We start from the raw sequence: 25762 nt of genomic DNA on the forward strand, positions 1-25762 counted from the left end.
AACATTCGAAAGAGATCCCCATGACCGCCGACGAACTGCGCTCCGTCATCGCCGCCAGCCTGCCCTGCGACCACCTCGAGGTCGACGGCGACGGCCGCCACTGGCAGGCGGTGATCGTGTCGGCCGAGTTCGATGGTTTGCGTCGAATCCAGCGGCACCAGAAGGTGTACGCGACCCTTGGTGCGAGAATGCAGAACGACGAGGTGCACGCCTTGTCGATGCAGACCTTCACGCCCCAGGAGTGGGCGGCACTACAGCAACCCTGAAGCCCATGGACAAGCTCTTGATTCGCGGCGGCCGGCCGCTGCGCGGCGAGATTCGCATTTCCGGCGCCAAGAACGCGGCCCTGCCCGAACTCTGCGCCGCCCTGCTCACGGACGAGCCCGTCACGCTGCAGAACATCCCGCGCCTGCAGGACGTGGCGACCATGCTCAAGCTCATCCGGAACATGGGCGCGAAGGCCGAGTTCAGCAACGACGGCACCGTCGTCATCGACTCGAAGGAACTGCACTTCCCCGAAGCGCCCTACGAGATGGTGAAGACCATGCGCGCCTCGGTGCTCGCGCTCGGCCCGCTGCTCGCTCGCTTCGGCGAAGCCACGGTGTCGCTGCCCGGCGGCTGCGCGATCGGCGCGCGTCCGGTCGACCAGCACATCAAGGGCCTGCAGAAGATGGGCGCCGAGATCGTGATCGAGCACGGCTACATGATCGCGAGGCTGCCCGCCGGGCAGAAGCGGCTCAAGGGCGCGCACATCCGCACCGACATGATCACGGTGACCGGCACCGAGAACTTCATGATGGCCGCGGCGCTGGCCGAAGGCGAGACGATCCTGGAGAACCCGGCGCAGGAGCCGGAGATCACCGACCTCGGCGACATGCTCAACGCGATGGGTGCCAAGGTGGAAGGCCACGGCACCGGGCGCATCCGGATCGTGGGCGTCGAGAAGCTGCGCGGCGCGACGCACAAGGTCGTGGCCGACCGCATCGAGTGCGGCACCTTCCTGTGCGCGGTCGCCGCCACGGGCGGCGACGTGGTGCTGAAGGACGGCCGCGCCGACCACCTCGGCGCCGTGATCGACCTGCTGCGCGCCGCCGGCGCCGAGGTCGAGCCGCGGAAGGACGGGATCCGCGTCAGCGCGGATAAGCGCCTCGAAGCCCAGAGCTTCCGGACCACCGAGTACCCCGGCTTCCCCACCGACATGCAGGCGCAGTTCATGGCGCTGAACTGCATCGCCGAGGGCGACTCCAAGATCACCGAGACCATCTTCGAGAACCGCTTCATGCACGTCAGCGAGCTGATGCGCATGGGCGCGCGCATCGATGTGGACGGCAAGGTCGCCGTCACGCACGGCGCGGAGAAGCTCTCGGGCGCGATGGTGATGGCCACCGACCTGCGCGCCTCCGCCTCGCTGGTGATCGCCGGCCTCGTCGCCGACGGCGAGACGCTGGTGGACCGCATCTACCACCTGGACCGCGGCTACGAGCAGATGGAAAACAAGCTGCGCGTGCTGGGCGCGGACATCGAAAGAGTGAAATGATCCCCGAAGCGCCTGCGGCGCCTCCCGCCCAGGGGGGCGCCGCCAGCGGCCCGGCCAGGCCGGTTCCGCGGTGGCACTGGAATGACGCCTGCGGGCGTTCGATGCAATGGCTCCAATGAGTTCCCCGGACAAGCCCTCCCTGACCCTCGCCCTGTCCAAGGGCCGCATCTTCGACGAGACCCTGCCGCTGCTGAAGGCGGCCGGGATCGAGGTGCTGGAAGACCCCGAGAAGTCGCGCAAGCTGATCATCGGCACGACCAACCCCGACCTGCGGGTGGTGCTGGTGCGGGCGACCGACGTGCCCACCTACGTGCAGTACGGCGGCGCCGACCTCGGCGTGACGGGCAAGGACACGCTGATCGAGCACGGGGGACAGGGCCTCTACCAGCCGCTGGACCTGTGCATCGCCAAGTGCCGGGTGAGCGTGGCCGTGCGCTCCGACTTCGACTACGCCTCCGCCGTGCGCCAGGGCGCGCGCCTGAAGGTGGCCACCAAGTACACCAGCATCGCGCGCGACTTCTTCGCCGCCAAGGGCGTGCACGTGGACCTGATCAAGCTCTATGGCTCCATGGAGCTGGCGCCGCTGACCGGGCTGGCCGACGCCATCGTGGACCTGGTGTCCACGGGCGGCACGCTGAAGGCCAACAACCTGGTCGAGGTCGAGCGCATCATGGACATCAGCTCGCGCCTGGTGGTCAACCAGGCCGCGCTGAAGCTGAAGCAGGAACCGATCCGCCATTTGATCGACGTCTTCGCCAGGACCGTCGCTGCCCGGAATTGACCCACCCCCGAAGCGCCTTCGGCGCCTCCCCCTCAAGGGGGCGCCACCAGCGGCCCGGCCAAGCCGGTTCCGCGGTGGCACCCGAAAAGATCTGCCCCAGATGACTAATGTCGCCCGCCCCCTCCGCCTCGCCACCCGCGACGCCGGCTTCGATGCCGCGCTGAAGGCGCGCCTGCACTGGTCCGCGGACACCGACGCCGGCATCGAGCAGGCCGTGGCGGGCATCCTCGCCGACGTGCAGCAGCGCGGCGATGCGGCGGTGCTCGAATACACCAACCGCTTCGACGGCACCGCGGCGAAGTCGGTGCAGGACTTCCTGCTGCGGCCGGCCGAACTGAAGGCCGCCTTCGAGGGCCTGCCCGCGAAGCAGCGCGACGCGCTCGAGTCCGCAGCGCAGCGCGTGCGCGCCTACCACGAGGCCCAGAAGAGGGCTTCCGGGGAGAGCTGGAGCTATCGCGACGCCGACGGCACGCTGCTGGGGCAGAAGGTCACGCCGTTGGACCGGGTCGGCATCTACGTGCCGGGCGGCAAGGCTGCCTATCCGTCGTCCGTGCTGATGAACGCCATCCCGGCGCAGGTCGCCGGCGTGGGCGAGATCGTCATGGTGGTGCCCACGCCGCGCGGCGAGAAGAACCCGCTGGTGCTGGCCGCGGCGTACGTGGCGGGCGTCACCCGGGCCTTCACCATCGGCGGCGCCCAGGCCGTCGGCGCGCTGGCCTACGGCACCGAAACCGTGCCGCGCGTGGACAAGATCACCGGCCCCGGCAACGCCTATGTCGCCAGCGCCAAGCGCCGCGTGTTCGGCCAGGTCGGCATCGACATGATCGCCGGGCCCAGCGAGATCCTGGTGCTGGCCGACGGCAGTACGCCGGCCGACTGGGTGGCCATGGACCTGTTCTCGCAGGCCGAGCACGACGAACTGGCGCAGAGCATCCTGCTGTGCCCGGACGCGGCCTACATCGAGCAGGTGCAGGCGGCGATCGACCGCATGCTGCCGGAGATGCCGCGCGCCGAAATCATCGCGAAGTCGCTCACCGGGCGTGGCGCGCTGATCCACACCCGCGACCTGGAAGAGGCCTGCGAGATCAGCAACCGCATCGCACCGGAGCACCTGGAGATCGCGAGCCACGAGCCGCACCGGTGGGAGCCGCTGCTGCGCCATGCCGGGGCGATCTTCCTGGGCGCGTACACCAGCGAGTCGCTGGGCGACTATTGCGCGGGCCCCAACCACGTGCTGCCCACGTCGACCACCGCGCGCTTTTCCAGCCCGCTGGGCGTGTACGACTTCCAGAAGCGCAGCAGCCTGATCGAGGTGAGCGAAGCTGGCGCCCAGACCCTGGGCACCATCGCCGCCGAACTCGCCTACGGCGAAGGCCTCCAGGCCCATGCCCGGGCGGCGGAGCTGCGGCTGAAACGCTGATCCCGAAGAAAACCGAACAGCCGAACGCAGAGGGCGCAGAGGATCCGCAGAGGACGCAGAAAATACCTTTGAAGTATTCTCTGGAGTCTTCTGCGTCCTTTGCGTAATCTTTGCGCCCTCTGCGTTCGGCTGCCTGGTTTTGATTTTCCCCATGATCGCCTCCCTCGAAAAACTCATCGCCGCCCGCATCCGCCAGGACGTGCAGGGCATGCACGCCTATGCCGTCCAGGATTCGAGGGGCATGGTGAAGCTGGATGCGATGGAGAATCCGCACCGCTTGCCGGCGCCCCTGCAGAAGGAACTGGGCGAGCGCCTCGCCGCCGTCGCCCTGAACCGCTATCCCGGCGAGCGCATCGAGGACCTGCGCACGGCGCTGGCCAGGCACGCGCAGCTGCCCGACGGCTGCGCCCTGATGCTGGGCAACGGCTCGGACGAACTGATCGCCCTGCTGGCGCTGGCCTGCGACGTGCCCGGCGCGACAATCCTGGCGCCGCAGCCCGGCTTCGTCATGTACGCCATGAGCGCCCAGCTGCAGGGCCTGCGCTTCGTCGGCGTGGACCTCACCCCCGACTTCGAGCTCGATGGGAAGGCGATGCTGGAGGCAATCGCGCTGCACCAGCCGGCGATCGTCTACCTTGCCTACCCGAACAACCCCACGGCCAACCTCTGGGACGACGCCACCATCGAGAAGATCGTGCGGGCCGCGCCCGGCTTGGTGGTGATCGACGAGGCCTACCAGCCCTTCTCCAGCCGCAGCTACCTGGACCGCCTGGCGCAGCACGAGCACGTGCTGCTGATGCGCACCCTCAGCAAGTTCGGCCTCGCCGGGGTGCGCATCGGCTACATGATGGGGCGCGCGGAACTGATCGCCCAGGTCGACAAGGTCCGCCCGCCCTACAACGTGAGCGTGCTGAACGCCGAGGCCGCGCTGTTCGCGCTGGAGCACGAGGACGTGTTCGCCGCCCAGGCCGCGGACCTGAAGCGCGAGCGCGAGCGCCTGCAGGAGGCGCTGAAGGACATGGGCCTGAAGGCCTGGCCCAGCGACGCCAACATGATCCTGGTGCGCGTGCCCGACCCGGCGCGCAGCTTCGAGGGCCTGAAGGCGCGCAAGGTGCTGGTCAAGAACGTTTCTAGAATGCACCCATTGCTGGCCGGCTGCCTGCGACTGACCGTCGGCACCGCCGAAGAGAACACCCAGCTGCTCGCCGCCCTGAGATCCACCCTATGAGAACCGCTGAAAGTCCAATGAGTCAGCTCCGGCAGGCGGAGGTGACCCGCAACACGGCGGAAACCCAGATCACCGTCCGGCTCAACCTCGACGGCACCGGCCAGGCCCGGCTCGCCACCGGCATCGGCTTCTTCGACCACATGCTGGACCAGATCGCCCGCCACGGGCTGATCGACCTGGAGATCGACGCCAAGGGCGACCTGCACATCGACGGCCACCACACGGTGGAAGACGTCGGCATCACCCTGGGGCAGGCGGTCTACAAGGCGGTGGGCGACAAGAAGGGCATCCGCCGCTACGGCCACGCCTACGTGCCGCTGGACGAGGCCCTGTCGCGCGTCGTCATCGACTTCTCGGGCCGGCCGGGCCTGGTGATGAACGTGCCGTTCAAGAGCGGCATGATCGGCACCTTCGACACCCAGCTGGCCCACGAATTCTTCCAGGGCTTCGCCAACCACGCCTTCGTGACGCTGCACATCGACAACCTGCGCGGCGAGAACGCGCACCACCAGTGCGAGACGGTGTTCAAGGCCTTCGCCCGGGCGCTGCGCTCCGCGCTGGAGCTCGACCCGCGCGCCGCCGGCACGATTCCTTCGACGAAGGGCTCGCTTTGAGCGCCGCCCGGCCGCCCGAAGGCGCCCGCGCCGGAGCGCTCCCCCCGGAGGTGCACCCGTGACCAGGACGGTCGCCGTCGTCGACTACGGCATGGGCAACCTGCGCTCCGTCTCGCAGGCGGTCCTGCACGTCGCCCAGGGCAGCGGGCTGCAGGCCGTGATCACCTCGCGTCCGGAAGAGGTGCGCGCGGCCGAACGCGTGGTGCTCCCGGGGCAGGGCGCCATGCCCGATTGCATGCGCGAGCTGCGCGAGTCCGGCCTGCTGGAGCCGGTGCTGGAGGCCGCCGCGACCAAGCCCCTGTTCGGGGTCTGCGTCGGCATGCAGATGCTGCTGGATCGAAGCGAGGAAGGGCCCACTGACGGCCTGGGCCTGATCCATGGCGAGGTCGTGCGCTTTCGGCTCGAAGGTCAGCGGCAGCCCGATGGCAGCCGCTACAAGGTGCCGCAAATGGGCTGGAACCGCGTGCGGCAGGCCCGGGGGCATGCGATCTGGGAGGGCGTGCCGGATGGCAGCTGGTTCTATTTCGTCCATTCCTTCTACGCCAGTCCGTCGGACCCGCGCCACAGCGTTGGGGAATCCGAGTACGGCGGCCGCTTTACCTGTGCGGTGGCCCGCGATAACATTTTTGCGACCCAGTTCCACCCGGAAAAAAGCGCCGACCAGGGTCTGGCGCTCTATCGCAACTTCCTGCACTGGAATCCCTGACCGATCACCCGCCGCAGCCCGCGGCGGCCGCCCTCCCACTCCCCCATGCTCCTGATCCCTGCGATTGACCTGAAAGACGGCCACTGCGTACGCCTCAAACAGGGCGACATGGACCAGGCAACCACCTTCAGCGAGGACCCCGCCGCCATGGCGCGGACCTGGCTGGAGCGCGGTGCCCGGCGCCTCCACCTGGTGGACCTGAACGGCGCGTTCGCCGGCAAGCCCGTGAACTTCACGGCCGTGCGTTCCATCCTCAAGGCCGTGGGCGAGGAGATTCCCGTGCAGCTGGGAGGCGGCATCCGCGACCTCGACACGATCGAGAAGTACATCGACGGCGGCCTGCGCTACGTGATCATCGGCACCGCCGCGGTCAAGAACCCCGGCTTCCTGAAGGATGCGTGCACGGCCTTCGGCGGGCACATCATCGTGGGCCTCGACGCCAAGGACGGCAAGGTCGCCACCGACGGCTGGAGCAAGCTCACCGGCCACGAGGTCGTCGACCTGGCCCGCAAGTTCGAGGACTGGGGCGTCGAGTCCATCATCTACACCGACATCGGCCGCGACGGCATGCTCTCCGGCATCAACATCGATGCGACGGTGAAGCTCGCCCAGTCGCTGTCGATCCCCGTGATCGCCTCCGGCGGCCTGTCCTCGATGACCGACATCGAGAAGCTGTGCGCGGTCGAGGGCGAGGGCGTCGAGGGCGTGATCTGCGGCCGCGCGATCTATTCCGGCGACCTCGATTTCGCGCAGGCGCAGGCCCGTGCCGACGAACTGAACGGCAACGGCTGAGCCCGGAGCCGGCGTGCTGCGGACGCTGGCCATCGCCAACTACCGCTCGCTGCGGCACCTGCTGGTGCCGCTGGGGCAGCTGACCCTGATCACGGGGCCCAACGGCAGCGGAAAGTCCAGCGTGTACCGCGCATTGCGCCTGCTGGCCGACACGGCCCACGGCGGCGTGGTGCGCTCGCTGGCCCGCGAGGGCGGGCTGCCTTCCGTGCTGTGGGCCGGCCCGGAGCGGATTTTCGCCGCCATGTGCCGCGGCGAGCAGGAGGTGCAGGGCACGCGCCGCAACGAGCCGGTCCACCTGCGCCTCGGCTTCGCCGGCGAGGGGCCCACCGACTTCGGCTACGCCATCGACGTCGGCCTGCCCGTGCCGGTGCCGCGCTCCCTGTTCGGGCAGGATCCCGAGATCAAGGTGGAGGCCGTCTGGAGCGGACCGGTGCTGCGTCCGTCCACCGCGCTGGACGCCAAAGCCGCAAAGAACATCCTGGAAAAGGTCTTCTTTCGCGGCTTTGGCTGCTGCTTTCCGCGGTTTTTGCGTTAAACCTGCCGGTTCACGCTCGATACGCCATTTCGCCGCCTTCGTAGAATCCCGACCATGCTGGCCAAACGCATCATTCCCTGCCTGGACGTCACCGGCGGCCGGGTCGTCAAGGGCGTCAACTTCGTGGAGCTGCGCGACGCCGGGGACCCGGTGGAGATCGCCGCCCGCTACAACGAGCAGGGCGCCGACGAACTGACCTTCCTGGACATCACCGCCACCAGCGACGGCCGCGACCTGATCCTGCACATCATCGAGGCCGTCGCCTCGCAGGTGTTCATCCCCCTCACCGTGGGCGGCGGCGTGCGCACGGTGGAAGACGTGCGCCGGCTGCTCAACGCCGGGGCCGACAAGACCAGCTTCAATTCGGCGGCGATCGCCAATCCGGACGTGATCTCCGCCGCCTCGGCCCGGTATGGCGCCCAGTGCATCGTGGTCGCCATCGACGCCAAGCGCCGAAGCGCGGAAGAGGCCGCCCTCCGCGGCCCCGGCTGGGACGTCTACAGCCACGGCGGCCGCCGCAACACCGGCCTGGACGCGGTCGCCTGGGCCACCGAGATGGCCGGCCGCGGCGCCGGCGAGATCCTGCTGACCAGCATGGACCGCGACGGCACCAAGTCCGGCTTCGACCTGGAACTGACCCGGGCGGTGGCCGATGCGGTGCCGGTGCCGGTGATCGCCTCCGGCGGGGTCGGCAACCTGGACCACCTGGCCGACGGCGTCCAGCAGGGCGGCGCGGACGCGGTGCTGGCCGCCAGCATCTTCCACTACGGCGAGTACACGGTCGCCCAGGCCAAGGCGCGGATGGCCGAGCGCGGGATCGCGGTGCGGCTGTAGGCCGGGGAACGGTCCGCCCCGCCCCATGGGGGACAATAGACCCATGAACTGGCTGGACGAAGTCAAGTGGGACGCGCAGGGCCTCGTGCCCGTGATCGCGCAGGAGGCGGCGACCGGCGACGTGCTGATGTTCGCCTGGATGGACCGCGCGGCGCTGCAGAAGACCGCCGAACTCGGGCGGGCCGTGTATTTCAGCCGCTCGCGCGGCAAGCTGTGGTTCAAGGGCGAGGAGTCCGGCCACGTGCAGCAGGTGCACGAGATCCGCATGGACTGCGACAACGACGTGCTGCTGCTGAAGGTGACGCAACTCGGGCACGACCCTTCCATCGCCTGCCACACCGGCCGCCACAGCTGCTTCTTCCAGGTCTGGCGCGACGGCGCCTGGCACGCGGTCGAGCCGGTCTTGAAAGACCCGTCCACCATCTACACCTCATGAGCATGCCTGCCACCGACACCCTGGCCCGCCTGGCCGAAGTCATCGAAAGCCGCAAGCCGGCCAATGGGGGCGATCCCGAATCCAGCTACGTGGCGCGCCTGCTGCACAAGGGCCCGGACGCCTTCCTGAAGAAGATCGGCGAGGAGGCGACCGAGGTCGTCATGGCGGCCAAGGACGCCGACCACGGCGGCGACCCGAAGAAGCTGGTCGGCGAGGTGGCCGACCTCTGGTTCCACTCCATGATCGCGCTGGCGCACTACGGGCTGACGCCGGCCGACGTCGTCGCCGAACTGCAGCGGCGCGAAGGCCTCGGCGGACTCGAGGAAAAGGCGATGCGCAAGGTGCGCGGGCGCGAAGGCGGCGAATAGCACGAAGGAGCAGAACATGGCGGAGACGGACTTCAGGACCCTGGAAGACATGCGCAGCGACCGTTCCACGATGCACGTGCTGTACGGCCTGCACACGGTGGCGCCGTTCACGCTGTGGTCGCTGTCGGTGATCGCGCTGATCGTCAACTACGTCAAGCGCTCCGACGAGGCGGACCGCCTGTACGAGGCGCACCACAGCTACATGATCCGCACCTTCTGGTGGTCGCTGCTGTGGCTCCTGCTCACCGGGCCGCTCTGGTTCCTGCTGTTCTTCCCCGGCGCGATCGCCTGGACGCTCATCGGGGCCTGGTACATCTACCGCTTCCTGCGCGGCTGGCTGCGCTTCAACGACAATCGCTTCCCCCAGTGAGCACGGCATGACGCACGACCCCGATTGCATCTTCTGCAAGATCGCCGCAGGCAGGATCCCCTCGAAGAAGGTCTACGAGGACGAGGAGATCCTGGTCTTCCACGACATCCATCCGTGGGCGCCCGTGCACTTCCTGCTGATCCCGAAGCAGCACATCCCCTCGATGGCCCACGTGGAGCCCTCGCACGCCGCCCTGCTGGGAAAAATGATGAGTCTCGTTCCCGCCCTGGCGAAGCAGGAAGGCTGCCGGCCCTACCCGGAAGGCGGTTTCCGCCTGGTCTGCAACACGGGCGACGACGGCGGGCAGGAGGTGCCGCACCTGCACTTCCACGTGATCGGCGGGCCGCGTCCCTGGCTGAAGGGTTGAATTAACACGCATCCGCACGGTCGGGCAAGGGCTGAACTTCCCCTGCGCGACTAGAATCCGAGCAGTAAGACAGGAGAGATCCATGGGTTCGTTTTCCATCTGGCACTGGCTGATCGTGCTGTTGATCGTCGTGCTCGTGTTCGGCACGAAGAAGCTGAAGAACATCGGGCAGGACCTCGGCGGCGCCGTCAAGGGCTTCAAGGACGGCATGAAGGACGGCAGCCAGCCGGAAACCCCGGTGCCGCCGTCGAGCCAGGTCACCGCCTCGTCGTCGCAGCCGGCTGCCGACAAGGCGACCATCGACGTCGAAGCCCGCAACAAGTCCTGATCCTTCCCGGGCAGTGATCGACCTCGGCCTCTCGAAGATGGCGCTGATCGGCGCCGTGGCCCTGATCGTGATCGGGCCGGAGAAACTGCCGCGCGTGGCGCGGACGGTGGGCACCCTGCTGGGCAAGGCCCAGCGCTACGTGAACGACGTGAAGGCGGAGGTGAACCGCTCCATGGAGCTCGACGAGCTCCGGAAGATGAAGGAGACGGTGGAATCCGCCGCCCGCGACGTCGAGAACTCGGTGTCCACCGCCGCATCCGATTTCGAGAAGCAATGGCAGGACGTGGCCTCCACGGCCATGCCCCCGCTCGAGGCTCCGCCGTCCTTTCCGGAATACAAGCACCCGAAGAAGAAGTGGCGCCTGAAGCAGGGCGCCGTCCCGCACTGGTACAAGGCGCGCACCGGGGCCCGTACCCGCGCGCTGTCCGGCGCGGCCCGCGTGGCCCGGTACCGGCCGCAGAAATTCAATTGACCACGGCCGCGCCCCGGGAGCAGGGGGCGCGGGCCAACCCCCATGCCCGATCCCCAAGCCGATAAGGAAGACGAACTCGCCGGTACGGAGCAGCCCTTCGTCGCGCACCTCATGGAGCTGCGCGACCGGCTGATCTACTGCATCTACGGCATCGTCGCCGCCATCATCGTGCTGGCGATCTGGCCGGGCCCCAACGGCCTGATCGACTTCATCGCCCGGCCGATCCGCGCCCACATGCCGCCGGACGCCAAGCTGATCGCCGTCGGCGTGTTCTCGCCCTTCTTCGTGCCGCTGAAGGTCCTGCTGCTGGTGGCCGTCCTGGCGGTGCTGCCCTGGCTCATGTACCAGATCTGGGCCTTCGTCGCGCCCGGCCTCTACAGCCACGAGAAGAAGTTCGCGCTGCCGCTGATCATCTTCGGCAGCCTGCTGGCGTATGCCGGCATCGCCTTCGTCCAGTTCTTCGTGCTGGACCGCATGTTTTCCTTCATCCAGGGCTTCACCCCGGCCAGCGTGGCGGCCACCCCGGACATCGCCTCCTACGTGGAGGCGATCCTGTCGCTCTACCTCGCCTTCGGGCTGGCCTTCCAGGTCCCCATCGTGGTGATGCTGCTGGTGCGCTTCGAGATCATCACGGTGGAGAAGCTGAAGGAATTCCGCGGCTACTTCGTGGTGCTGGCCTTCATCATCGCCGCCGTCATCACCCCGCCGGACGTGGTGTCGCAGCTGGCACTGGCCATTCCCATGTGCTTCCTGTACGAACTGGGGATCTGGGCCTCGAAGCTGTTCGTGAAGCACAGCCGGGCGCCCGAGGAATCGGGCGAGGCCGCCACCAAGTAGACGGCGAAGCGCATCCCGGGGGGGACGCTGGTCGTCGTTCCCGTAGGGGCGCACTGCTGTCCGCGATAGGTCCGGCGCCGCGATGCGGGGACCGGGGTCGGCCGCCGTCGAGGCCGGCTGCATGTTCGCCGGGCCGGGACAGGTCACTGTCCGCCTCTGCGACTGTCCCCCGGCGCGGGTGAGAGCCCCGGCCCCGACGAGGGACGCGCCCGCGCCTCCTCCTTTATGTCGCCGAGTCGGACAGCGACCCGTCCCGGCCCTGCCGGGCGCGAACGCTGGAGGCCATGGCCTTCTCGACCGCTCTCCTCGACCGCCCTCCGGGACGGCATTGCATTGCGCGGTTCTGCGTTGGGCCAAACGTGATTGCGTGCCGGCAGTTCCTCGCTGAAGGCTGCGGTTTGAGGGGACGCCGCGCCTGCGCCCGCGCAATGCAGGATCGGGACGGGACTGTCCGACTCGGCGAAATAAAGGAGGAGACGCGGGCTTCAGCCCGCGTCGGGGGACATTCGCAGAGGCGGACAGTCCCGTCCCGATCCGGGGCAGAGGCAACCCGCCCCGGCGACTGCCGTCTTGTGAAGTCGGGGATCCGGCATTGAAGCTCAGCGTACCGGTGGCAGGGGCTGCTGCGGCTGCGCCTTCGGCTTGGGACGCCGGCCCGGCGTCACCGTCACGTCCACACTGTCTTCGCGCCGCTGCAGCTTGAACGGCGTGGCGGAGCCCGGCTTCAGCGCCGCGACCGTCGACAGCAGCTCGGAGACGTTGGCGACCTCCTTGCCGCCGACCTGCATCACCACGTCGCCCGGCCGCACGCCCGCCTGGGCCGCCGGCCCGTTCTGCAGCACGCCGGTGATCAGCACGCCCTTCCTGGCCTTCACGCCGAAGGTTTCCATCAGCTCCGGGGAGAGGTCGGCCGGCTCCACGCCGATCCAGCCGCGGGTGACGACGCCGTCCTTCACGATGCCTTCCAGCACCAGCTTGGCGGTGGACACCGGAATGGCGAAGCCGATGCCCATGCTGCCGCCCGAGCGCGAGTAGATGGCCGTGTTGATGCCCATCAGGTTGCCGTTGACGTCGACCAGCGCCCCGCCCGAGTTGCCGGGGTTGATCGCCGCATCCGTCTGGATGAAGTTCTCGAAGGTGTTGATGCCCAGCTGGTTGCGCCCCAGCGCGCTGACGATGCCGCTGGTGACCGTGAGGCCGACGCCGAAGGGATTGCCGATGGCCAGCACCTGGTCGCCCACCTGCAGGGCGTCGGAGTTGCCGAGCGTCATGACCGGCAGGCGTTCGGCGTTCACCTTGAGGATCGCGAGGTCGGTTTCGGGGTCGGTGCCGATCACCCGGGCGCGCACCTTGCGGCTGTCGTTGAGGACCACCTCGATTTCGGCGGCACCTTCCACGACGTGGTTGTTGGTGAGGATGAAGCCCTCGGGGCTGATGATGACGCCGCTGCCCAGGCCGCTTTGCGGGATCGAGCCCTGCTCGCCGAAGAAGAAGCGGAACCAGGGGTCGCTGGAGGAGGGCCGCTCGGCGGCCTTGCTGGTGTTGATGCTCACCACCGCCTGCGAGGCCTTCTGCGCCGCCGACCGGAAGCTGCCGGGCGGGGCGGGCGAGCCGGGCGGCGTGGGCGCCTCCTGCAGCGGCACGCCCGTGCTGCCGGTCGTCACCGTGCGCTGGTTCAGCCACTCCGGTTTCATCGTCATGACGACGAAATACACGGCCAGCAGGATGGTGACCGCCTGCGAGAAGACGAGCCAGTAGCGTCGCATGTTCGCTGGTTGCGAAAAGCACAAGTGTATGCGGGATGTACGGTCCGGTTGGGCCAGCCTGCATCCCGGCCGCCCGCGCTATCCGCGATGCAATGCGAGCGTGGCCGGCGCGCCGCGCTCGCGGCGCCGCTGGCGCCGGCCCCAGCAGGCCTCCTCGACCGGCACGGGGGCACCGCTAGCCCCGTCCCTGGTGGCGGCACGGGAGGCCATGGAGCGCGCGGCCTCGGCGAGCCGCTGGACCTCGTGCAGCACGTCCTCCGCTTCCGCGTGGAAGGCGCGCAGGTGCAGCACGCCGACCCCGACGTCCACCTGCACCTGCTCCGGCTCGCCGTCGCGGCCGGTGACTTCGATCGGCTGGCGCAGGCTGCGGGCCAGCCGCAGGCCGAAGCCGCTCAACCACGCCGGCGTGGGGATCGTCTCCACGACCGCCACGAAGCAGCGGTCCCAGTAGCGGCCCACGGGATTGGCCACCCCGACCTCGCGCTGCAGGCGCGCGGCGAGCGTCATCCAGACCTCGTCGAGGCCGGCCGCGCCCACCTGGTTCGCGATCCGGCCGGCGTCGAACACGGTCACCGCCACCAGGGCGCCTTCGCGACGGCTCCCGCGGCGCCGCCGGCGGGAGGCGACCAGCCGCTTCACCAGGGCCGCGGCGCTGTGAACGCGCGTGACCGGGTCGAGCGCGGGCACGCCGGCGGCTTCGCGGGTGCGTCCCAGGTGGCGCTCGCGCCGCCACAGCATGCGGCCGGTCAGCGCGTTGGCCAGGGTGGCGCAGAGGGCGACGCCGGCCTGCTCCAGCGCCGACCACTGGCCCAGGTGCATCGCCAAGGCGTACAGGCCCGCCAGCGCGGGCAGGGTGAGCAGGCAGCCGGCGGCCATGGGAAGCGCGAGGCGGTCGCCGAAGATCCACGCGCGGAGGGTGAGCCAGCAGGTCAGCGCGCTGCCGGCGAGCGAGGCCGCCGCGGCGGCGGGCAACTGCTGTTCCGGCGGCAGCCGCAGGATCGCGACACCCAGCACCGGCAGCACGAAGGCGAACAGGCGCAGCAGGCCGGCCATGGGGCGGTCGCGCCGGCCGGCGACCAGCCAGCCGTGGATCCAGAAGTTGGCCATCGCCACGCACAGCGGGCCCGCCAGCGCCTGCAGCAGTTGCAGGCGCACGGGGGCCGGATGCGCCGCCTCGCGCAGCACCCCGCTGAGCAGCAGGACCAGCAGGAACACGCTCGCGTGCCAGGCGAGCGCCCGCAGCCGCGAGCGGCCGGGGCGGGCCAGGAAGTCGCCGGCGCGCGCCAGCACCACCGCGGCCACCGCGCCCAGGGCCATGCACCACACGATCAGCGTCAGCGGGTTCATCGCGCCTCCTTGCAGCAGCCGCGATGTTCGCGCCGGCGCCCGGGAGGCGCCGTAGCAGAATGCGGGCTGAACCCTGTGACCCCGTTCCCATGACCACCCGGCAAGACCTGCTGCAAGCCTGCGACGACCTGCTCCAGCCGGAGCGCTTCAAGGACTACGGCCCCAACGGCCTGCAGGTGGAGGGCTGCGAGCCGGTGCGGCGGCTCGTCTCCGGCGTCACCGCCAGCCGGGCGCTGATCGAGGCGGCCGTCGCGCAACAGGCCGACGCGATCTTCGTGCACCACGGCCTGTTCTGGCGCGGCCAGGACGGCCGCGTCACCGGCTGGATGAAGCAGCGGCTGGCCCTGCTGCTCGCGCACGACATCAACCTGCTCGCCTACCACCTCCCGCTCGACGCCCACCCGGAACTGGGCAACAACGCCCAGCTCGGACGGCAGCTGGGGCTGCAGGCCACGGCGCGCTTTGGCGAGCAGGACCTCGGCTTCCTCGGCGGGCGCAGCGACGGCGCGGCTTTCGCCGACAGCGAGGCGCTGGCGCAGCACGTGGGCGGCGCGCTCGGGCGGCCGGTCACCTGCGTGCCGGGCGCGCGCGGGCCGGTCCGCCGCATCGCGTGGTGCACGGGCGGCGCGCAGTCGTACTTCGAGGCCGCCATCGCGGCCGGCGCCGAGGCCTTCCTCACCGGCGAGATCTCCGAGCCGCAGGCGCACTACGCGCGCGAGTGCGGGGTGAGCTTCCTCGCCTGCGGGCACCACGCCACCGAGCGCTACGGCGCGCCGGCCGTGGCGGCGCACGTCGCGCGGCAGCTCGGGATCGAGCACGTGTTCGTCGACATCGAGAATCCCGCTTGAGCGCCGCGCGGCCGCCCGAAGGCGCTCGCCCCCTCCGCTTGCCGAGGGGGGAGGCGCAGTCCACGAAGTGGCAAGCCTGGGGGAGGTACCCTTGAAACCCCTCGCCATCACCATGGGCGACCCGGCCGGCATCGGGCCGGAGATCATCGCCAGGGCGTTCGCGCAGGCGCCGGAGCTCACGGCCGGCTGCGTCGTCGCCGGCGACCTCGCCTGCATCCGGCGTGGCGCGGCGGCGGTGGCCGGCGGGCGCCCGCCGCTCGCCACCGCCCTCGTCGACTCCGTGCAGGACGCCGCGCAGGTGCCGCCCCGCTGCATCCCGGTGCTGCAGGTCGGCGCCGCCGCCGCTGCACCGCCGCCCTGGGGCCGGGTGGACGAGCGGGCCGGCCGGCTCGCCGCCGAGGCGGTGCTGTGGGGCGCGAGCGCCGCCCTGCGTGGCGAAGTGGCGGCGCTCGTGACCGCGCCGCTGCACAAGGAAGCCCTCGCGGCCGCGGGCCTGCCCTATCCGGGCCACACCGAACTGCTGCAGGCCGAGGCCGCGGCGCACGCCGGCGTGGCGCTGGAGCGCATGCCGGTGCGCATGATGCTGGCCAACGACGAACTGCGCACGGTCCTGGTGAGCATCCACGTCTCGCTGCGCGAGGCGATCGAGGCCGTCACCTTCGCCAACGTGCGCGAGACGCTGCGCATCGCCGATGCGGCGCTGTCCGCCATGCTGGGACGGCGGCCGCGCATCGCCGTCGCCGGACTCAATCCGCACGCCGGCGAAGGCGGCCTGTTCGGGCGCGAGGAGATCGAGGTGATCGTGCCGGCGCTGCGCGACGCGCAGGCCGCGGGCATGGAGGTGCACGGCCCGTTCGCCCCCGATACCGTGTTCATGCGCGCCCGCCGCGGCGAGTTCGACGTCGTGGTCGCGATGTACCACGACCAGGGCCTGATCCCGGTGAAGTACCTGGGGGTGGAAAAGGGCGTGAACGTGACCCTGGGCCTGCCGCTGGTGCGCACCAGCCCCGACCACGGCACGGCCTTCGACATCGCGGGCACCGGGCAGGCGGACGCCTCCAGCCTGCTGGAAGCGATCCGGATGGCGAAGCAGCTCGCGGGCGGCGCGCAGCCTAGGCCCGCACCCTGAGGCTGTCGCGGATCTCGCGCAGCAGCAGCACGTCCTCCGCCGGTGGCGCCGGCTCCGTCGCGGCGGCGCCGGCCGGCGGGCTCTCGATGTGCCGCCGCAGCCGGTTCACCTGCCGCACCATCAGGAAGATCACGAAGGCGAGGATCAGGAAGTTCACCGCCACGGTGACGAAATTGCCCCAGGCCAGCACCGGCACGCCCGCCTTCTTCAGTCCGTCCAGCGTCATGGGCGTTCCCGCGGGCGCGTCGCCCAGCACGATGAACAGGTTGGAGAAATCGAGCTTGCCGACGATGCGGCCCAGGATCGGCATCACGACGTCGCCGACCAGCGAATCGACGATCTTGCTGAAGGCGGCGCCGATGATCACGCCGACCGCCAGGTCGACCACGTTGCCCTTGACCGCGAACTCTCGGAACTCCTGCAGCAGCTTCATGGGTGGGTCCTCTCGTGTTGGGTGCGCGGGAGTATGCGCCGTAAGCCCCGCGCAAGGCTACAGGGGGCTCCGGAACCCTTGACACGGTCCGCTACAATCGCGGGTTGACCCTTAAACAGCGAGCAATCTCGAGGACCCCATGAGCAACTCCACGGTGGACGCCAGCAAACGGACGTGGCTGATCGCGTCCGGGTGCGCCGGCGCGGTGGGCGCAGGATTCACTGCGGTGCCCTTCGTCAGCAGCTTCCAGCCCTCCGAACGCGCCAAGGCTGCCGGCGCCCCCGTCGAAGTCGACATCTCCGGCCTGCAACCCGGCCAGAAGATGACCGTGGAATGGCGCGGCAAGCCGGTGTGGATCGTGCGCCGCACGAAGGAGCAGGTCGAAGGCCTGAAGAAGCTGGACGCCCAGGTCGCCGACCCGGAATCCAAGCGCAACGCCTACCCCACGCCCGACTACGCGAAGAACGAGTGGCGCTCCATCAAGCCCGAGTTCTTCATCGCCGTGGGCATCTGCACCCACCTCGGTTGCTCGCCGACCGACAAGTTCCAGACCGGCCCGCAGCCCTCGCTGCCCGATGACTGGCAGGGCGGCTTCCTGTGCCCCTGCCACGGCTCCACCTTCGACCTCGCCGGCCGCGTGTTCAAGAACAAGCCCGCGCCGGACAACCTCGAAGTGCCCCCGCACGTGTACCTGTCGGATACGCGCCTGCTGATCGGCGAAGACAAGAAGAGTGCCTGAACGCCATGGCTGCTGAATTCAAGGAAATCTCCCCCAACGCCAGCGTCGTCCAGAAGGTCGACAACTGGATGCGCAACCGCTTCCCGACCGCGTACGACTCGTACAAGGTCCACATGTCGGAGTACTACGCTCCGAAGAACTTCAACTTCTGGTACTTCTTCGGCTCGCTGGCGCTGCTGGTGCTGGTGATCCAGATCGTCACCGGCATCTTCCTCGTGATGCACTACAAGCCTGACGCGGCGCTCGCCTTCGCGTCGGTGGAGTACATCATGCGCGACGTGCCCTGGGGCTGGTTGATCCGCTACATGCACTCCACCGGTGCGTCGGCGTTCTTCGTCGTCGTGTACCTGCACATGTTCAAGGCGCTGATCTACGGCAGCTACCGCAAGCCGCGCGAGCTGGTCTGGATCTTCGGCTGCACGATCTTCCTGATGCTGATGGCCGAGGCCTTCATGGGCTACCTGCTGCCCTGGGGCCAGATGTCCTACTGGGGCGCCCAGGTGATCGTGAACCTGTTCTCCGCGGTTCCCTTCATCGGTCCCGACCTGTCCCTGATGATCCGCGGCGACTACGTGGTGTCCGACGCCACCCTGAACCGCTTCTTCAGCTTCCACGTGATCGCGGTCCCGCTGGTGCTGATCGGCCTGGTGGTCGCGCACCTGCTGGCGCTGCACGACGTGGGTTCCAACAACCCCGACGGCATCGACATCAAGGCGCCGAACTACCCGAAGGACGCCCAGGGCCACTCGGTGGACGGCATCCCCTTCCACCCGTACTACAGCGTGCACGACATGGTCGGCGTCGCCGTCTTCCTGATGGTGTTCAGCGCGATCATCTTCTTCGCGCCGGAGCTGGGCGGCTACTTCCTCGAGTACAACAACTTCATCCCGGCCGACCCGCTGAAGACCCCGCCGCACATCGCGCCGGTCTGGTACTTCACGCCGTTCTATTCGATGCTGCGCGCCACCACCGACCCGATGGTGAACGTGTTCTGCATCGTGATCGCGCTGGCCACCGCCTGGGCGTTCTTCAAGAGCCGGCTGTCCTTCATGGCCAAGGCCGCGATCGTCGTGGCCGCCGCGATCGCCATCGTGCTGCTCAAGACCTTCGACGCCAAGTTCTGGGGCGTGGTCGTGATGGGCGGCGCCGTGATCATCCTGTTCTTCCTGCCCTGGCTGGACCACGCGCCGGTGCGCTCGATCCGCTACCGCCCGCGCTGGAACTACTGGCTGTACGGCGTCTTCGTCGTGTTCTTCGTCATCCTCGCCTACCTGGGCATCGAGCCGCCCTCGGAGGGCAAGACGCTGCTGGCCCAGGTCGGCACGATGTACTACTTCGGCTTCTTCCTGCTCATGCCCTGGTGGAGCCGCCTGGGCGAGTTCAGGCCCGTGCCCGAGCGCATCACCTTCGCGCACTGACGGGTGGGAGCAAGCAACATGAAAAAACTGATCGTCACCCTGATGCTGGCCCTCGGCGTGGCCGCGGGCGCGCAGGCCTCCGAAGGCGGCGAAGTCGCCTGGGACAAGGCGCCCAGCCGCACCAACGACCTGCCGGCCCTGCAGAACGGCGCCAAGCTGTTCGTCAACTACTGCCTGAACTGCCACTCGGCGGCCTTCATGCGCTTCAACCGCCTGCAGGACATCGGCCTGTCCGAGCAGCAGATCAAGGACAACCTGCTGTTCGTGAGCGACAAGGTCGGCGAGACCATGAAGTCGCCGATCGATCCGAAGGAAGCCAAGGATTGGTTCGGCGCGGTGCCGCCCGACCTGACCCTGATCGCGCGTTCGCGCGCGGGCCACGGCGGCACGGGCGCGGACTACCTGTACACGTACATGCGCTCGTTCTACCGCGACGACACGCGTCCCACCGGTTGGAACAACCTGGTGTTCCCCAACGTCGGCATGCCGCACGTCCTGTGGGAACTGCAGGGCGACCGGGAGCCGCAGCACGAGAAGACCTCGGCCCACGGCCACGAAGTCGAGATCTTCAAGGGCTGGAAACAGCTGACGCCGGGCACCATGACGCCGCAGCAGTACGACCAGGCCGTCGGCGACCTGGTGGGCTACCTGCAGTGGATGGCCGAGCCGGCGCAAAACCAGCGCGTGCGCGTGGGCGCCTGGGTCATGCTCTTCCTGGCGCTGATGCTGGTCGTCTTCTGGCGGCTCAACGCGGCGTTCTGGAAAGACGTCAAGTAACGGCGTAAACGCGGTCCGGCCTACGGCCGGACGCGCGTTCTTCGCGTAGAGTGGGCTGCTGTCGCACCCACTCTTTTTGGTTTTAGAGGACTTTCAAAATGATGGTGCTGTATTCGGGAACCACCTGCCCCTTCTCCCATCGCTGCCGCTTCGTGCTGTTCGAAAAGGGCATGGATTTCGAGATCCGTGACGTCGACCTGTACAACAAGCCGGAAGACATCAACGTGATGAATCCGTACGGCCAGGTGCCCATCCTGGTCGAGCGCGACCTCATCCTGTACGAGTCGAACATCATCAACGAGTACATCGACGAGCGCTTCCCGCATCCGCAGCTGATGCCCGGGGACCCCGTCGACCGCGCCCGCGTGCGCCTGTTCCTGCTCAATTTCGAGAAGGAACTGTTCGTGCACGTCTCCACGCTCGAATCCCGCGCGGCCAAGAGCAACGAGAAGGCGCTGGAGAAGGCCCGCTCGCACATCCGCGACCGCCTGACCCAGCTCGCCCCGGTGTTCCTGAAGAACAAGTACATGCTGGGCGAGAACTTCTCGATGCTGGACGTCGCCATCGCGCCGCTGCTGTGGCGCCTGGACTACTACGGCATCGAGCTGTCCAAGAACGCCGCGCCCCTCCTGAAGTACGCCGAGCGCATCTTCTCGCGCCCGGCCTACATCGAGGCGCTGACGCCCTCCGAAAAGGTGATGCGCAAGTAGCGCATACTTGTCGGGCTGAAGTCCTCGCCCCACGCATGAACGCCCTGGAATCGACCTCCACCCGCCCGTACCTGATCCGGGCCCTGTACGAATGGTGCACCGACAACGGCTTCACGCCGTACGTGGCGGTGCTGGTCGACGACACGGTGCAGGTGCCGCGCGAGTACGTGAAGAACGGCGAGATCGTCCTGAACATCAGCTACGACGCCACCAGCTCCCTGAAGCTCGGCAACGAGTTCATCGAGTTCAAGGCCCGCTTCGCCGGCACCGCGCGCGAGATCATGGTCCCGGTCAACCGGGTGATCGCGATCTACGCGCGCGAGAACGGCCAGGGCATGGCCTTTCCGGTGCCGGTGCCGGGCGCGCCGCCGGAGGAGACGCGGCCCTCGCCGCTGACCAGCGTGCCCGCGGCCACCGACGCCGAGGGCAAGGTCGTGCAGCTGGTGACGCCCGAAGGCGGCTCCGCGCCCCCCGAGGAGCCCCCGCGTCCGCCCAGCGGCCCGCGGCCCGCGCTCAAGCGGGTGAAGTGACGCGCGCCTAGAATTTCGCCAGGCCGATTTAGCTCAGTTGGTAGAGCAACTGTCTTGTAAACAGTAGGTCGTCCGTTCGATTCGGACAATCGGCACCAGCCACTTTCTCCCCTTCCCGAGACCCGCCGGACGGCCGGCTTGCGCCGCGGGACAGGCGGGCGCCGGGTTACGTCTTGTGGCTTCCGAGCTTCAGCCGGATTGAAGTAACCTGACATCCGCTGCTGTTGAGTCTCGCTTGAAGGACAGGCAACAACTGTCGGAGCTTGGCGGCGGCGGCGCTGCTGTCCACCAGCAGGCACCAGGAGGTCCCGTCGATGGGGCCGGCGCGCACGGAGGCGCGCAGGGGTGCCGGGATGCACGACTGGACTGCCTTGAGGCGTTCGCCGGACTCGCGCGCCAATTGCGCGAGCCGCGCCAGCGAAGGCGCTTCCTCGGCGGCCTGGTGCACGGGCACCGGGTGGTGGCGGCGGATCATGAAAAACGATGAGGGGGAAGAAGTGCAGTTGATTATCACGGACGCGTGGCTCGCCAGGAGCCGCGCCATCCACCTGAGCGGCACGCGCATGGTCGCGGCATTCCTGGCCGTGTCGCTGGCGCTCATGCTGATCGCGGCGGCTCTCTACCACTGGGTCTTCCTGAAGGGCGCGCGGGAGCGCTGGCCCGTGATCGGCTCGGTGGTCCGTTTCGTCGTGGCCGATGAATTCGAGCAGCGCGATCGCTTCATGCGCGAGAACCTCGACGCCATGGCGAAGCGCCTGGGCGAGATCCAGGCCCGCATGCTGCAGGTCGAGGCGCTCAGCGAGCGCGTGTCCGGCCTCGCCGGCGTGAATCCGACCGACCTGAAGCTGGCCGCCGCCCGCGGCGGCGCCCTGGTGGAGGGCCGGCCGCTGTCGCTGGAGGAACTGCAGGCGACACTGAACGACCTGGAGCAGCTCACCGGCGAACGCACCGACCTGCTCACCGTGATGGAATCGCGCCTGATCGACCAGCGCCTGAAGAAGATGATGGTCCCCACGCAGCAACCGTTGCCCGGCGCCGACATCGGCTCCCGCTTCGGCTGGCGCATCGACCCCTTCACCGGCCGGCAGGCGCTGCACACCGGGCTGGACTTCTCGGGCGAGGTCGGCACCCCCATCGTGGCGGCCGCCGGCGGCGTGGTAGTGACGGCCGACACGCATCCGCAGTACGGCAACATGGTCGAAGTCGACCACGGCAACGACCTGGTCACCCGCTATGCCCACGCCTCCAGGCTGCTGGTGAAGAAGGGCGACCTGGTCAAGCGCGGCCAGCGCCTGGCCCTGGTGGGCACCACCGGCCGCTCCACCGGCCCGCACCTGCATTTCGAGGTTCTGGTGCAGGGGGTGCCGCAGGATCCGCACCGGTTCCTGCACGCCGCCCAGGTCGCCGGGCGCTAGCCGGTACCCCGGCCCCTCCGGGGCGCAAGAAAGAAAGGCCCCGGAAGGCTAAAATCCGGGGCTTTGGCTGTCGTGCTGCCGGATTCGGCGCGCGACGGCCCCAAACCTGCTGAACAAAAAAGGACAGCGCCGTCCCTCCCGCGAGCAGCGGGCCGTGACCTCCACCGCGCCCATGGCCACCAACTTCCTGACCAAGATCTTCGGCTCCCGCAACGACCGCCTGCTCAAGCAGTACCGGCGCACCGTGGAGCAAATCAATGCGCTGGAACCGAAGCTGGAACAGCTGTCGGACGACCAGCTCCGCGCCAAGACCCAGGAATTCCGCGAGCGCGTGGGCCAGGGCGCCACGCTCGACGACCTGCTGCCGGAAGCCTTCGCGGTCGTGCGCGAAGGCTCCAAGCGCATCATGAAGATGCGCCACTTCGACGTCCAGCTGATGGGCGGCATCGCGCTGCACCAGGGCAAGATCGCCGAGATGCGCACCGGCGAGGGCAAGACGCTCACCGCCACGCTGCCGGTGTACCTGAACGCGCTCTCCGGCAAGGGCGTGCACGTGGTGACGGTCAACGACTACCTGGCCAACCGCGACGCCCAGTGGATGGGCAAGCTCTACAACTTCCTGGGCCTCTCGGTCGGCGTGAACCTGCCGCAGATGCCCAAGGACCAGAAGCAGGCCGCCTACCACTCGGACATCACCTACGGCACGAACAACGAGTACGGCTTCGACTACCTGCGCGACAACATGGTGTACGAAACGCAGGACCGCGTGCAGCGGGGCCTGAACTACGCCATCGTCGACGAGGTGGACTCGATCCTGATCGACGAGGCGCGCACGCCGCTGATCATCAGCGGCCAGGCCGAGGACCACACCGACCTGTACATCACGATGAACCGGGTCGTGCCCCTGCTCACGAAGCAGGAGGGCGAAGCCGACCCGCGCACCGGCGAGGGCATCACCAAGCCCGGCGACTTCACGCTGGACGAGAAGACGCACCAGGTGTTCCTCACCGAGATGGGACACGAGAAGGCCGAGAAGGTGCTGACCAACCTGGGCCTGATCGCCGAGGGCGCGACGCTGTACGACCCGGCCAACATCGCGCTGATGCACCACCTGAACGCGGCGCTGCGGGCCAACCACCTGTACCACCGCGACCAGCATTACGTGGTGCAGGAAGGCGAGATCATCATCGTCGACGAGTTCACCGGCCGCCTGATGCAGGGCCGGCGCTGGAGCGACGGCCTGCACCAGGCCGTGGAGGCCAAGGAAGGCGTGTCCATCCAGCCCGAGAACCAGACGCTCGCCTCGATCACCTTCCAGAACTACTTCCGCCTGTACGGCAAGCTGGCCGGCATGACCGGCACGGCCGACACGGAAGCCTACGAATTCCAGGAGATCTACGGCCTCGAGACCGTGGTGATCCCGCCCAACAAGCCGAGCAGCCGCGACGACCAGCTCGATCGCGTCTACAAGACGACGAAGGAGAAGTACGACGCGGCGATCGAGGACATCCGCGAGTGCCACGAGCGCGGCCAGCCGGTGCTGGTGGGCACCACCTCGATCGAGAACTCGGAAGTGATCTCGCAGCTGCTGGAGCGCGCGCAGCTGCCGCACCAGGTGCTCAATGCCAAGCAGCACGCGCGCGAAGCCGACATCGTGGCGCAGGCCGGCCGGCCGAAGATGATCACGATCGCCACCAACATGGCGGGTCGCGGCACCGACATCGTGCTGGGCGGCAACGTGGAGAAGGCCGTCGAGGCGCTCGAGGCCGACGAGGGCATCGACCCCGCGGCCAAGGCGCAGCGCATCGCCGAGATGCGCGCGCAATGGCAGAAGGACCACGAGCTGGTGGTGGGCCTCGGCGGCCTGCGCATCATCGCCACCGAGCGGCACGAATCCCGCCGCATCGACAACCAGCTGCGCGGCCGCTCGGGCCGCCAGGGCGACCCGGGCTCCTCGCGCTTCTTCCTGTCGCTGGACGACCCGCTGATGCGCATCTTCGCGGGCGACCGCGTGCGCGCGATCATGGACCGCCTGAAGATGCCCGAGGGCGAGGCGATCGAGGCCGGCATCGTCACCCGCTCCATCGAGAGCGCGCAGCGCAAGGTCGAAGGCCGCAACTTCGACATCCGCAAGCAACTGCTCGAATACGACGACGTCGCCAACGACCAGCGCAAGGTGATCTACCAGCAGCGCAACGACATCCTCGACGCGAAGGACCTGTCGGCGCAGATCGCCTCGCTGCGCGAAGGCTGCTTCACCGACCTGGTGCACCAGTACGTTCCGCCGGAATCGGTGGAGGAGCAGTGGGACCTGGCCAGCCTCGAGAAGGTGCTGGCCGACGAGTGGGGCATCGAGGTGCCGCTGCGCCAGGAAGTCGAGGCCGCGACCGCGATCACCGACGACGACATCGTGGAGCGCGTGGTCGCCGAGGCGCACAAGGCCTTCAAGGCCAAGGTGGACATGGTCGGCGAGGAGAACTTCACCCAGTTCGAGCGCATGGTGCTGCTGCAAAGCATCGACAGCCACTGGCGCGAGCACCTGGCCGCGCTGGACTACCTGCGCCAGGGCATCCACCTGCGCGGCTACGCGCAGAAGCAGCCGAAGCAGGAGTACAAGCGCGAGGCCTTCGAGCTGTTCGGCCAGATGCTCGACGCGGTGAAGAACCAGGTCTCGCGCGTGCTGATGACGGTGAAGATCCAGTCCTCCGAGCAGATCGAGGAAGCGACGGAGGAGATGGAGCAGCGCGCCGAGCGCGTCGCCAATGTCACCTACACGGCGCCGACCGAGACCGGCGAGGTGGAGAGCACGCTCGACACGGCCACCGCGCAGGCGGCGCAGCGCCGCCCGATGGCCGCCGCCATGGCCGGCGGCCTGCCGCGCGTGGGCCGCAACGACCCCTGCCCCTGCGGCAGCGGCAAGAAGTACAAGCACTGCCACGGGCAGCTGACCTGACCGTCCTTCGAGGGGCAGGAAAGCCGGGCGCCGCCCGGCTTTTTCATTGGCGAGCGCAGGCGGCGCAAGTGA

The 25762-nt window shown here is 68.6% G+C and carries 29 protein-coding genes, 1 tRNA gene and 1 pseudogene; 27 read left to right on the forward strand and 4 right to left on the reverse strand.

What is annotated here, in order from left to right; translation table 11 throughout:
* The first annotated feature begins 20 nt into the window (after positions 1–20).
* From JJ685_RS18455 to tatC, 17 genes and pseudogenes are all read left to right on the forward strand, one after another.
* Positions 21–266 carry a BolA family protein gene (locus tag JJ685_RS18455; protein ID WP_201675782.1) on the forward strand — a complete coding sequence of 82 codons (246 nt, stop codon included), beginning with the start codon at positions 21–23 and terminating at the stop codon, positions 264–266.
* 5 nt (positions 267–271) lie between these two features.
* Positions 272–1537 (forward strand): UDP-N-acetylglucosamine 1-carboxyvinyltransferase, encoded by a 1266-nt coding sequence (gene murA / locus JJ685_RS18460; protein ID WP_201675783.1) that lies wholly within the window; start codon positions 272–274, stop codon positions 1535–1537.
* A gap of 115 nt (positions 1538–1652) precedes the next feature.
* Positions 1653–2318 carry an ATP phosphoribosyltransferase gene (gene hisG, locus JJ685_RS18465; protein ID WP_201675784.1) on the forward strand — a complete coding sequence of 222 codons (666 nt, stop codon included), beginning with the start codon at positions 1653–1655 and terminating at the stop codon, positions 2316–2318.
* A 100-nt stretch (positions 2319–2418) separates the two neighbouring features.
* Complete coding sequence (hisD, locus tag JJ685_RS18470) at positions 2419–3738, forward strand: histidinol dehydrogenase (protein WP_201675785.1); 1320 nt, start codon at positions 2419–2421, stop codon at positions 3736–3738.
* Between the two features lie 151 nt (positions 3739–3889).
* Positions 3890–4966, forward strand: a complete 1077-nt coding sequence (gene hisC, locus JJ685_RS18475; RefSeq protein WP_201675786.1) for a histidinol-phosphate transaminase — start codon at positions 3890–3892, stop codon at positions 4964–4966.
* A complete protein-coding gene (gene hisB, locus JJ685_RS18480) occupies positions 4963–5580 on the forward strand; it encodes an imidazoleglycerol-phosphate dehydratase HisB (protein ID WP_201675787.1) in 618 nt (205 codons plus the stop codon). The genes hisC and hisB overlap by 4 nt, the downstream gene beginning before the upstream one ends.
* A 58-nt stretch (positions 5581–5638) precedes the next feature.
* Positions 5639–6286: an imidazole glycerol phosphate synthase subunit HisH gene (gene hisH / locus JJ685_RS18485; RefSeq protein ID WP_330901800.1), complete on the forward strand. Its 648-nt coding sequence runs from the start codon at positions 5639–5641 to the stop codon at positions 6284–6286.
* 45 nt (positions 6287–6331) lie between these two features.
* Positions 6332–7078 (forward strand): 1-(5-phosphoribosyl)-5-[(5-phosphoribosylamino)methylideneamino]imidazole-4-carboxamide isomerase, encoded by a 747-nt coding sequence (hisA, locus tag JJ685_RS18490; protein ID WP_201675788.1) that lies wholly within the window; start codon positions 6332–6334, stop codon positions 7076–7078.
* Between the two features lie 13 nt (positions 7079–7091).
* Positions 7092–7532, forward strand: a pseudogene (locus tag JJ685_RS18495) (AAA family ATPase); the annotation flags it as partial.
* 135 nt (positions 7533–7667) lie between these two features.
* Complete coding sequence (gene hisF / locus JJ685_RS18500; protein ID WP_201675790.1) at positions 7668–8447, forward strand: imidazole glycerol phosphate synthase subunit HisF; 780 nt, start codon at positions 7668–7670, stop codon at positions 8445–8447.
* A 43-nt stretch (positions 8448–8490) separates the two neighbouring features.
* A complete protein-coding gene (gene hisI, locus JJ685_RS18505; RefSeq protein ID WP_201675791.1) occupies positions 8491–8883 on the forward strand; it encodes a phosphoribosyl-AMP cyclohydrolase in 393 nt (130 codons plus the stop codon).
* Between the two features lie 2 nt (positions 8884–8885).
* Positions 8886–9251 carry a phosphoribosyl-ATP diphosphatase gene (locus JJ685_RS18510; RefSeq protein WP_201675843.1) on the forward strand — a complete coding sequence of 122 codons (366 nt, stop codon included), beginning with the start codon at positions 8886–8888 and terminating at the stop codon, positions 9249–9251.
* Positions 9252–9267: 16 nt separating this feature from the next.
* Positions 9268–9621 (forward strand): DUF4870 family protein, encoded by a 354-nt coding sequence (locus tag JJ685_RS18515; protein ID WP_201675792.1) that lies wholly within the window; start codon positions 9268–9270, stop codon positions 9619–9621.
* A 7-nt stretch (positions 9622–9628) separates the two neighbouring features.
* On the forward strand, positions 9629–9988 hold the full coding sequence (locus tag JJ685_RS18520; protein ID WP_201675793.1) for a histidine triad nucleotide-binding protein: 360 nt from the start codon (positions 9629–9631) through the stop codon (positions 9986–9988).
* Positions 9989–10070: 82 nt separating this feature from the next.
* A complete protein-coding gene (gene tatA / locus JJ685_RS18525) occupies positions 10071–10316 on the forward strand; it encodes a Sec-independent protein translocase subunit TatA (RefSeq protein WP_201675794.1) in 246 nt (81 codons plus the stop codon).
* Positions 10317–10329: 13 nt separating this feature from the next.
* Positions 10330–10788: a Sec-independent protein translocase protein TatB gene (gene tatB / locus JJ685_RS18530; RefSeq protein WP_201675795.1), complete on the forward strand. Its 459-nt coding sequence runs from the start codon at positions 10330–10332 to the stop codon at positions 10786–10788.
* A 42-nt stretch (positions 10789–10830) separates the two neighbouring features.
* Positions 10831–11625 carry a twin-arginine translocase subunit TatC gene (gene tatC / locus JJ685_RS18535; protein WP_201675796.1) on the forward strand — a complete coding sequence of 265 codons (795 nt, stop codon included), beginning with the start codon at positions 10831–10833 and terminating at the stop codon, positions 11623–11625.
* Positions 11626–12224: 599 nt separating this feature from the next.
* Here the strand turns inward: tatC and JJ685_RS18540 are convergent.
* Both JJ685_RS18540 and JJ685_RS18545 read right to left on the reverse strand, forming a co-directional pair.
* Complete coding sequence (locus JJ685_RS18540) at positions 12225–13391, reverse strand: S1C family serine protease (protein ID WP_201675797.1); 1167 nt, start codon at positions 13389–13391, stop codon at positions 12225–12227.
* Between the two features lie 78 nt (positions 13392–13469).
* The gene (locus JJ685_RS18545) at positions 13470–14738 is read right to left on the reverse strand and encodes a hypothetical protein (protein WP_201675798.1); all 1269 of its coding nucleotides are present in this window, start codon (positions 14736–14738) and stop codon (positions 13470–13472) included.
* An 89-nt stretch (positions 14739–14827) separates the two neighbouring features.
* Here JJ685_RS18545 and JJ685_RS18550 point away from each other — a divergent pair, with 89 nt between their 5' ends.
* Positions 14828–15586 (forward strand): Nif3-like dinuclear metal center hexameric protein, encoded by a 759-nt coding sequence (locus tag JJ685_RS18550; RefSeq protein ID WP_201675799.1) that lies wholly within the window; start codon positions 14828–14830, stop codon positions 15584–15586.
* A 91-nt stretch (positions 15587–15677) separates the two neighbouring features.
* Complete coding sequence (pdxA, locus tag JJ685_RS18555; protein WP_408015479.1) at positions 15678–16715, forward strand: 4-hydroxythreonine-4-phosphate dehydrogenase PdxA; 1038 nt, start codon at positions 15678–15680, stop codon at positions 16713–16715.
* Here the strand turns inward: pdxA and mscL are convergent.
* The gene (mscL, locus tag JJ685_RS18560; protein ID WP_201675800.1) at positions 16699–17148 is read right to left on the reverse strand and encodes a large conductance mechanosensitive channel protein MscL; all 450 of its coding nucleotides are present in this window, start codon (positions 17146–17148) and stop codon (positions 16699–16701) included. The two genes, pdxA and mscL, sit on opposite strands and share 17 nt — an antisense overlap.
* A gap of 139 nt (positions 17149–17287) precedes the next feature.
* On the opposite strand from mscL, the gene petA reads away from it, so the two are divergent.
* The 6 genes from petA to JJ685_RS18590 all read left to right on the forward strand — a co-directional run bounded on the left by petA (position 17288) and on the right by JJ685_RS18590 (position 21420).
* Positions 17288–17887, forward strand: a complete 600-nt coding sequence (petA, locus tag JJ685_RS18565) for a ubiquinol-cytochrome c reductase iron-sulfur subunit (RefSeq protein WP_201675801.1) — start codon at positions 17288–17290, stop codon at positions 17885–17887.
* Positions 17888–17892: 5 nt separating this feature from the next.
* On the forward strand, positions 17893–19305 hold the full coding sequence (locus JJ685_RS18570) for a cytochrome b (RefSeq protein ID WP_201675802.1): 1413 nt from the start codon (positions 17893–17895) through the stop codon (positions 19303–19305).
* Between the two features lie 18 nt (positions 19306–19323).
* Positions 19324–20082 carry a cytochrome c1 gene (locus JJ685_RS18575; protein WP_201675803.1) on the forward strand — a complete coding sequence of 253 codons (759 nt, stop codon included), beginning with the start codon at positions 19324–19326 and terminating at the stop codon, positions 20080–20082.
* Positions 20083–20180: 98 nt separating this feature from the next.
* Positions 20181–20792 carry a glutathione S-transferase N-terminal domain-containing protein gene (locus tag JJ685_RS18580; protein WP_061500777.1) on the forward strand — a complete coding sequence of 204 codons (612 nt, stop codon included), beginning with the start codon at positions 20181–20183 and terminating at the stop codon, positions 20790–20792.
* Positions 20793–20827: 35 nt separating this feature from the next.
* Positions 20828–21322, forward strand: a complete 495-nt coding sequence (locus JJ685_RS18585; RefSeq protein WP_201675804.1) for a ClpXP protease specificity-enhancing factor — start codon at positions 20828–20830, stop codon at positions 21320–21322.
* Positions 21323–21344: 22 nt separating this feature from the next.
* Positions 21345–21420: transfer RNA gene (locus tag JJ685_RS18590), tRNA-Thr, on the forward strand.
* Between the two features lie 68 nt (positions 21421–21488).
* Here the strand turns inward: JJ685_RS18590 and JJ685_RS18595 are convergent.
* Entirely contained in the window at positions 21489–21797 is a 309-nt protein-coding gene (locus JJ685_RS18595; RefSeq protein ID WP_201675805.1) for a DciA family protein, read from the reverse strand.
* On the opposite strand from JJ685_RS18595, the gene JJ685_RS18600 reads away from it, so the two are divergent.
* Both JJ685_RS18600 and secA read left to right on the forward strand, forming a co-directional pair.
* Positions 21796–22737, forward strand: a complete 942-nt coding sequence (locus JJ685_RS18600; protein WP_236599098.1) for a M23 family metallopeptidase — start codon at positions 21796–21798, stop codon at positions 22735–22737. The two genes, JJ685_RS18595 and JJ685_RS18600, sit on opposite strands and share 2 nt — an antisense overlap.
* Before the next feature lie 172 nt (positions 22738–22909).
* Entirely contained in the window at positions 22910–25690 is a 2781-nt protein-coding gene (gene secA, locus JJ685_RS18605) for a preprotein translocase subunit SecA (RefSeq protein WP_201675846.1), read from the forward strand.
* The last annotated feature ends 72 nt before the right edge of the window (positions 25691–25762 follow it).

This window comes from Ramlibacter monticola (assembly GCF_016722785.1).
Lineage (GTDB): Bacteria > Pseudomonadota > Gammaproteobacteria > Burkholderiales > Burkholderiaceae_C > Ramlibacter > Ramlibacter monticola.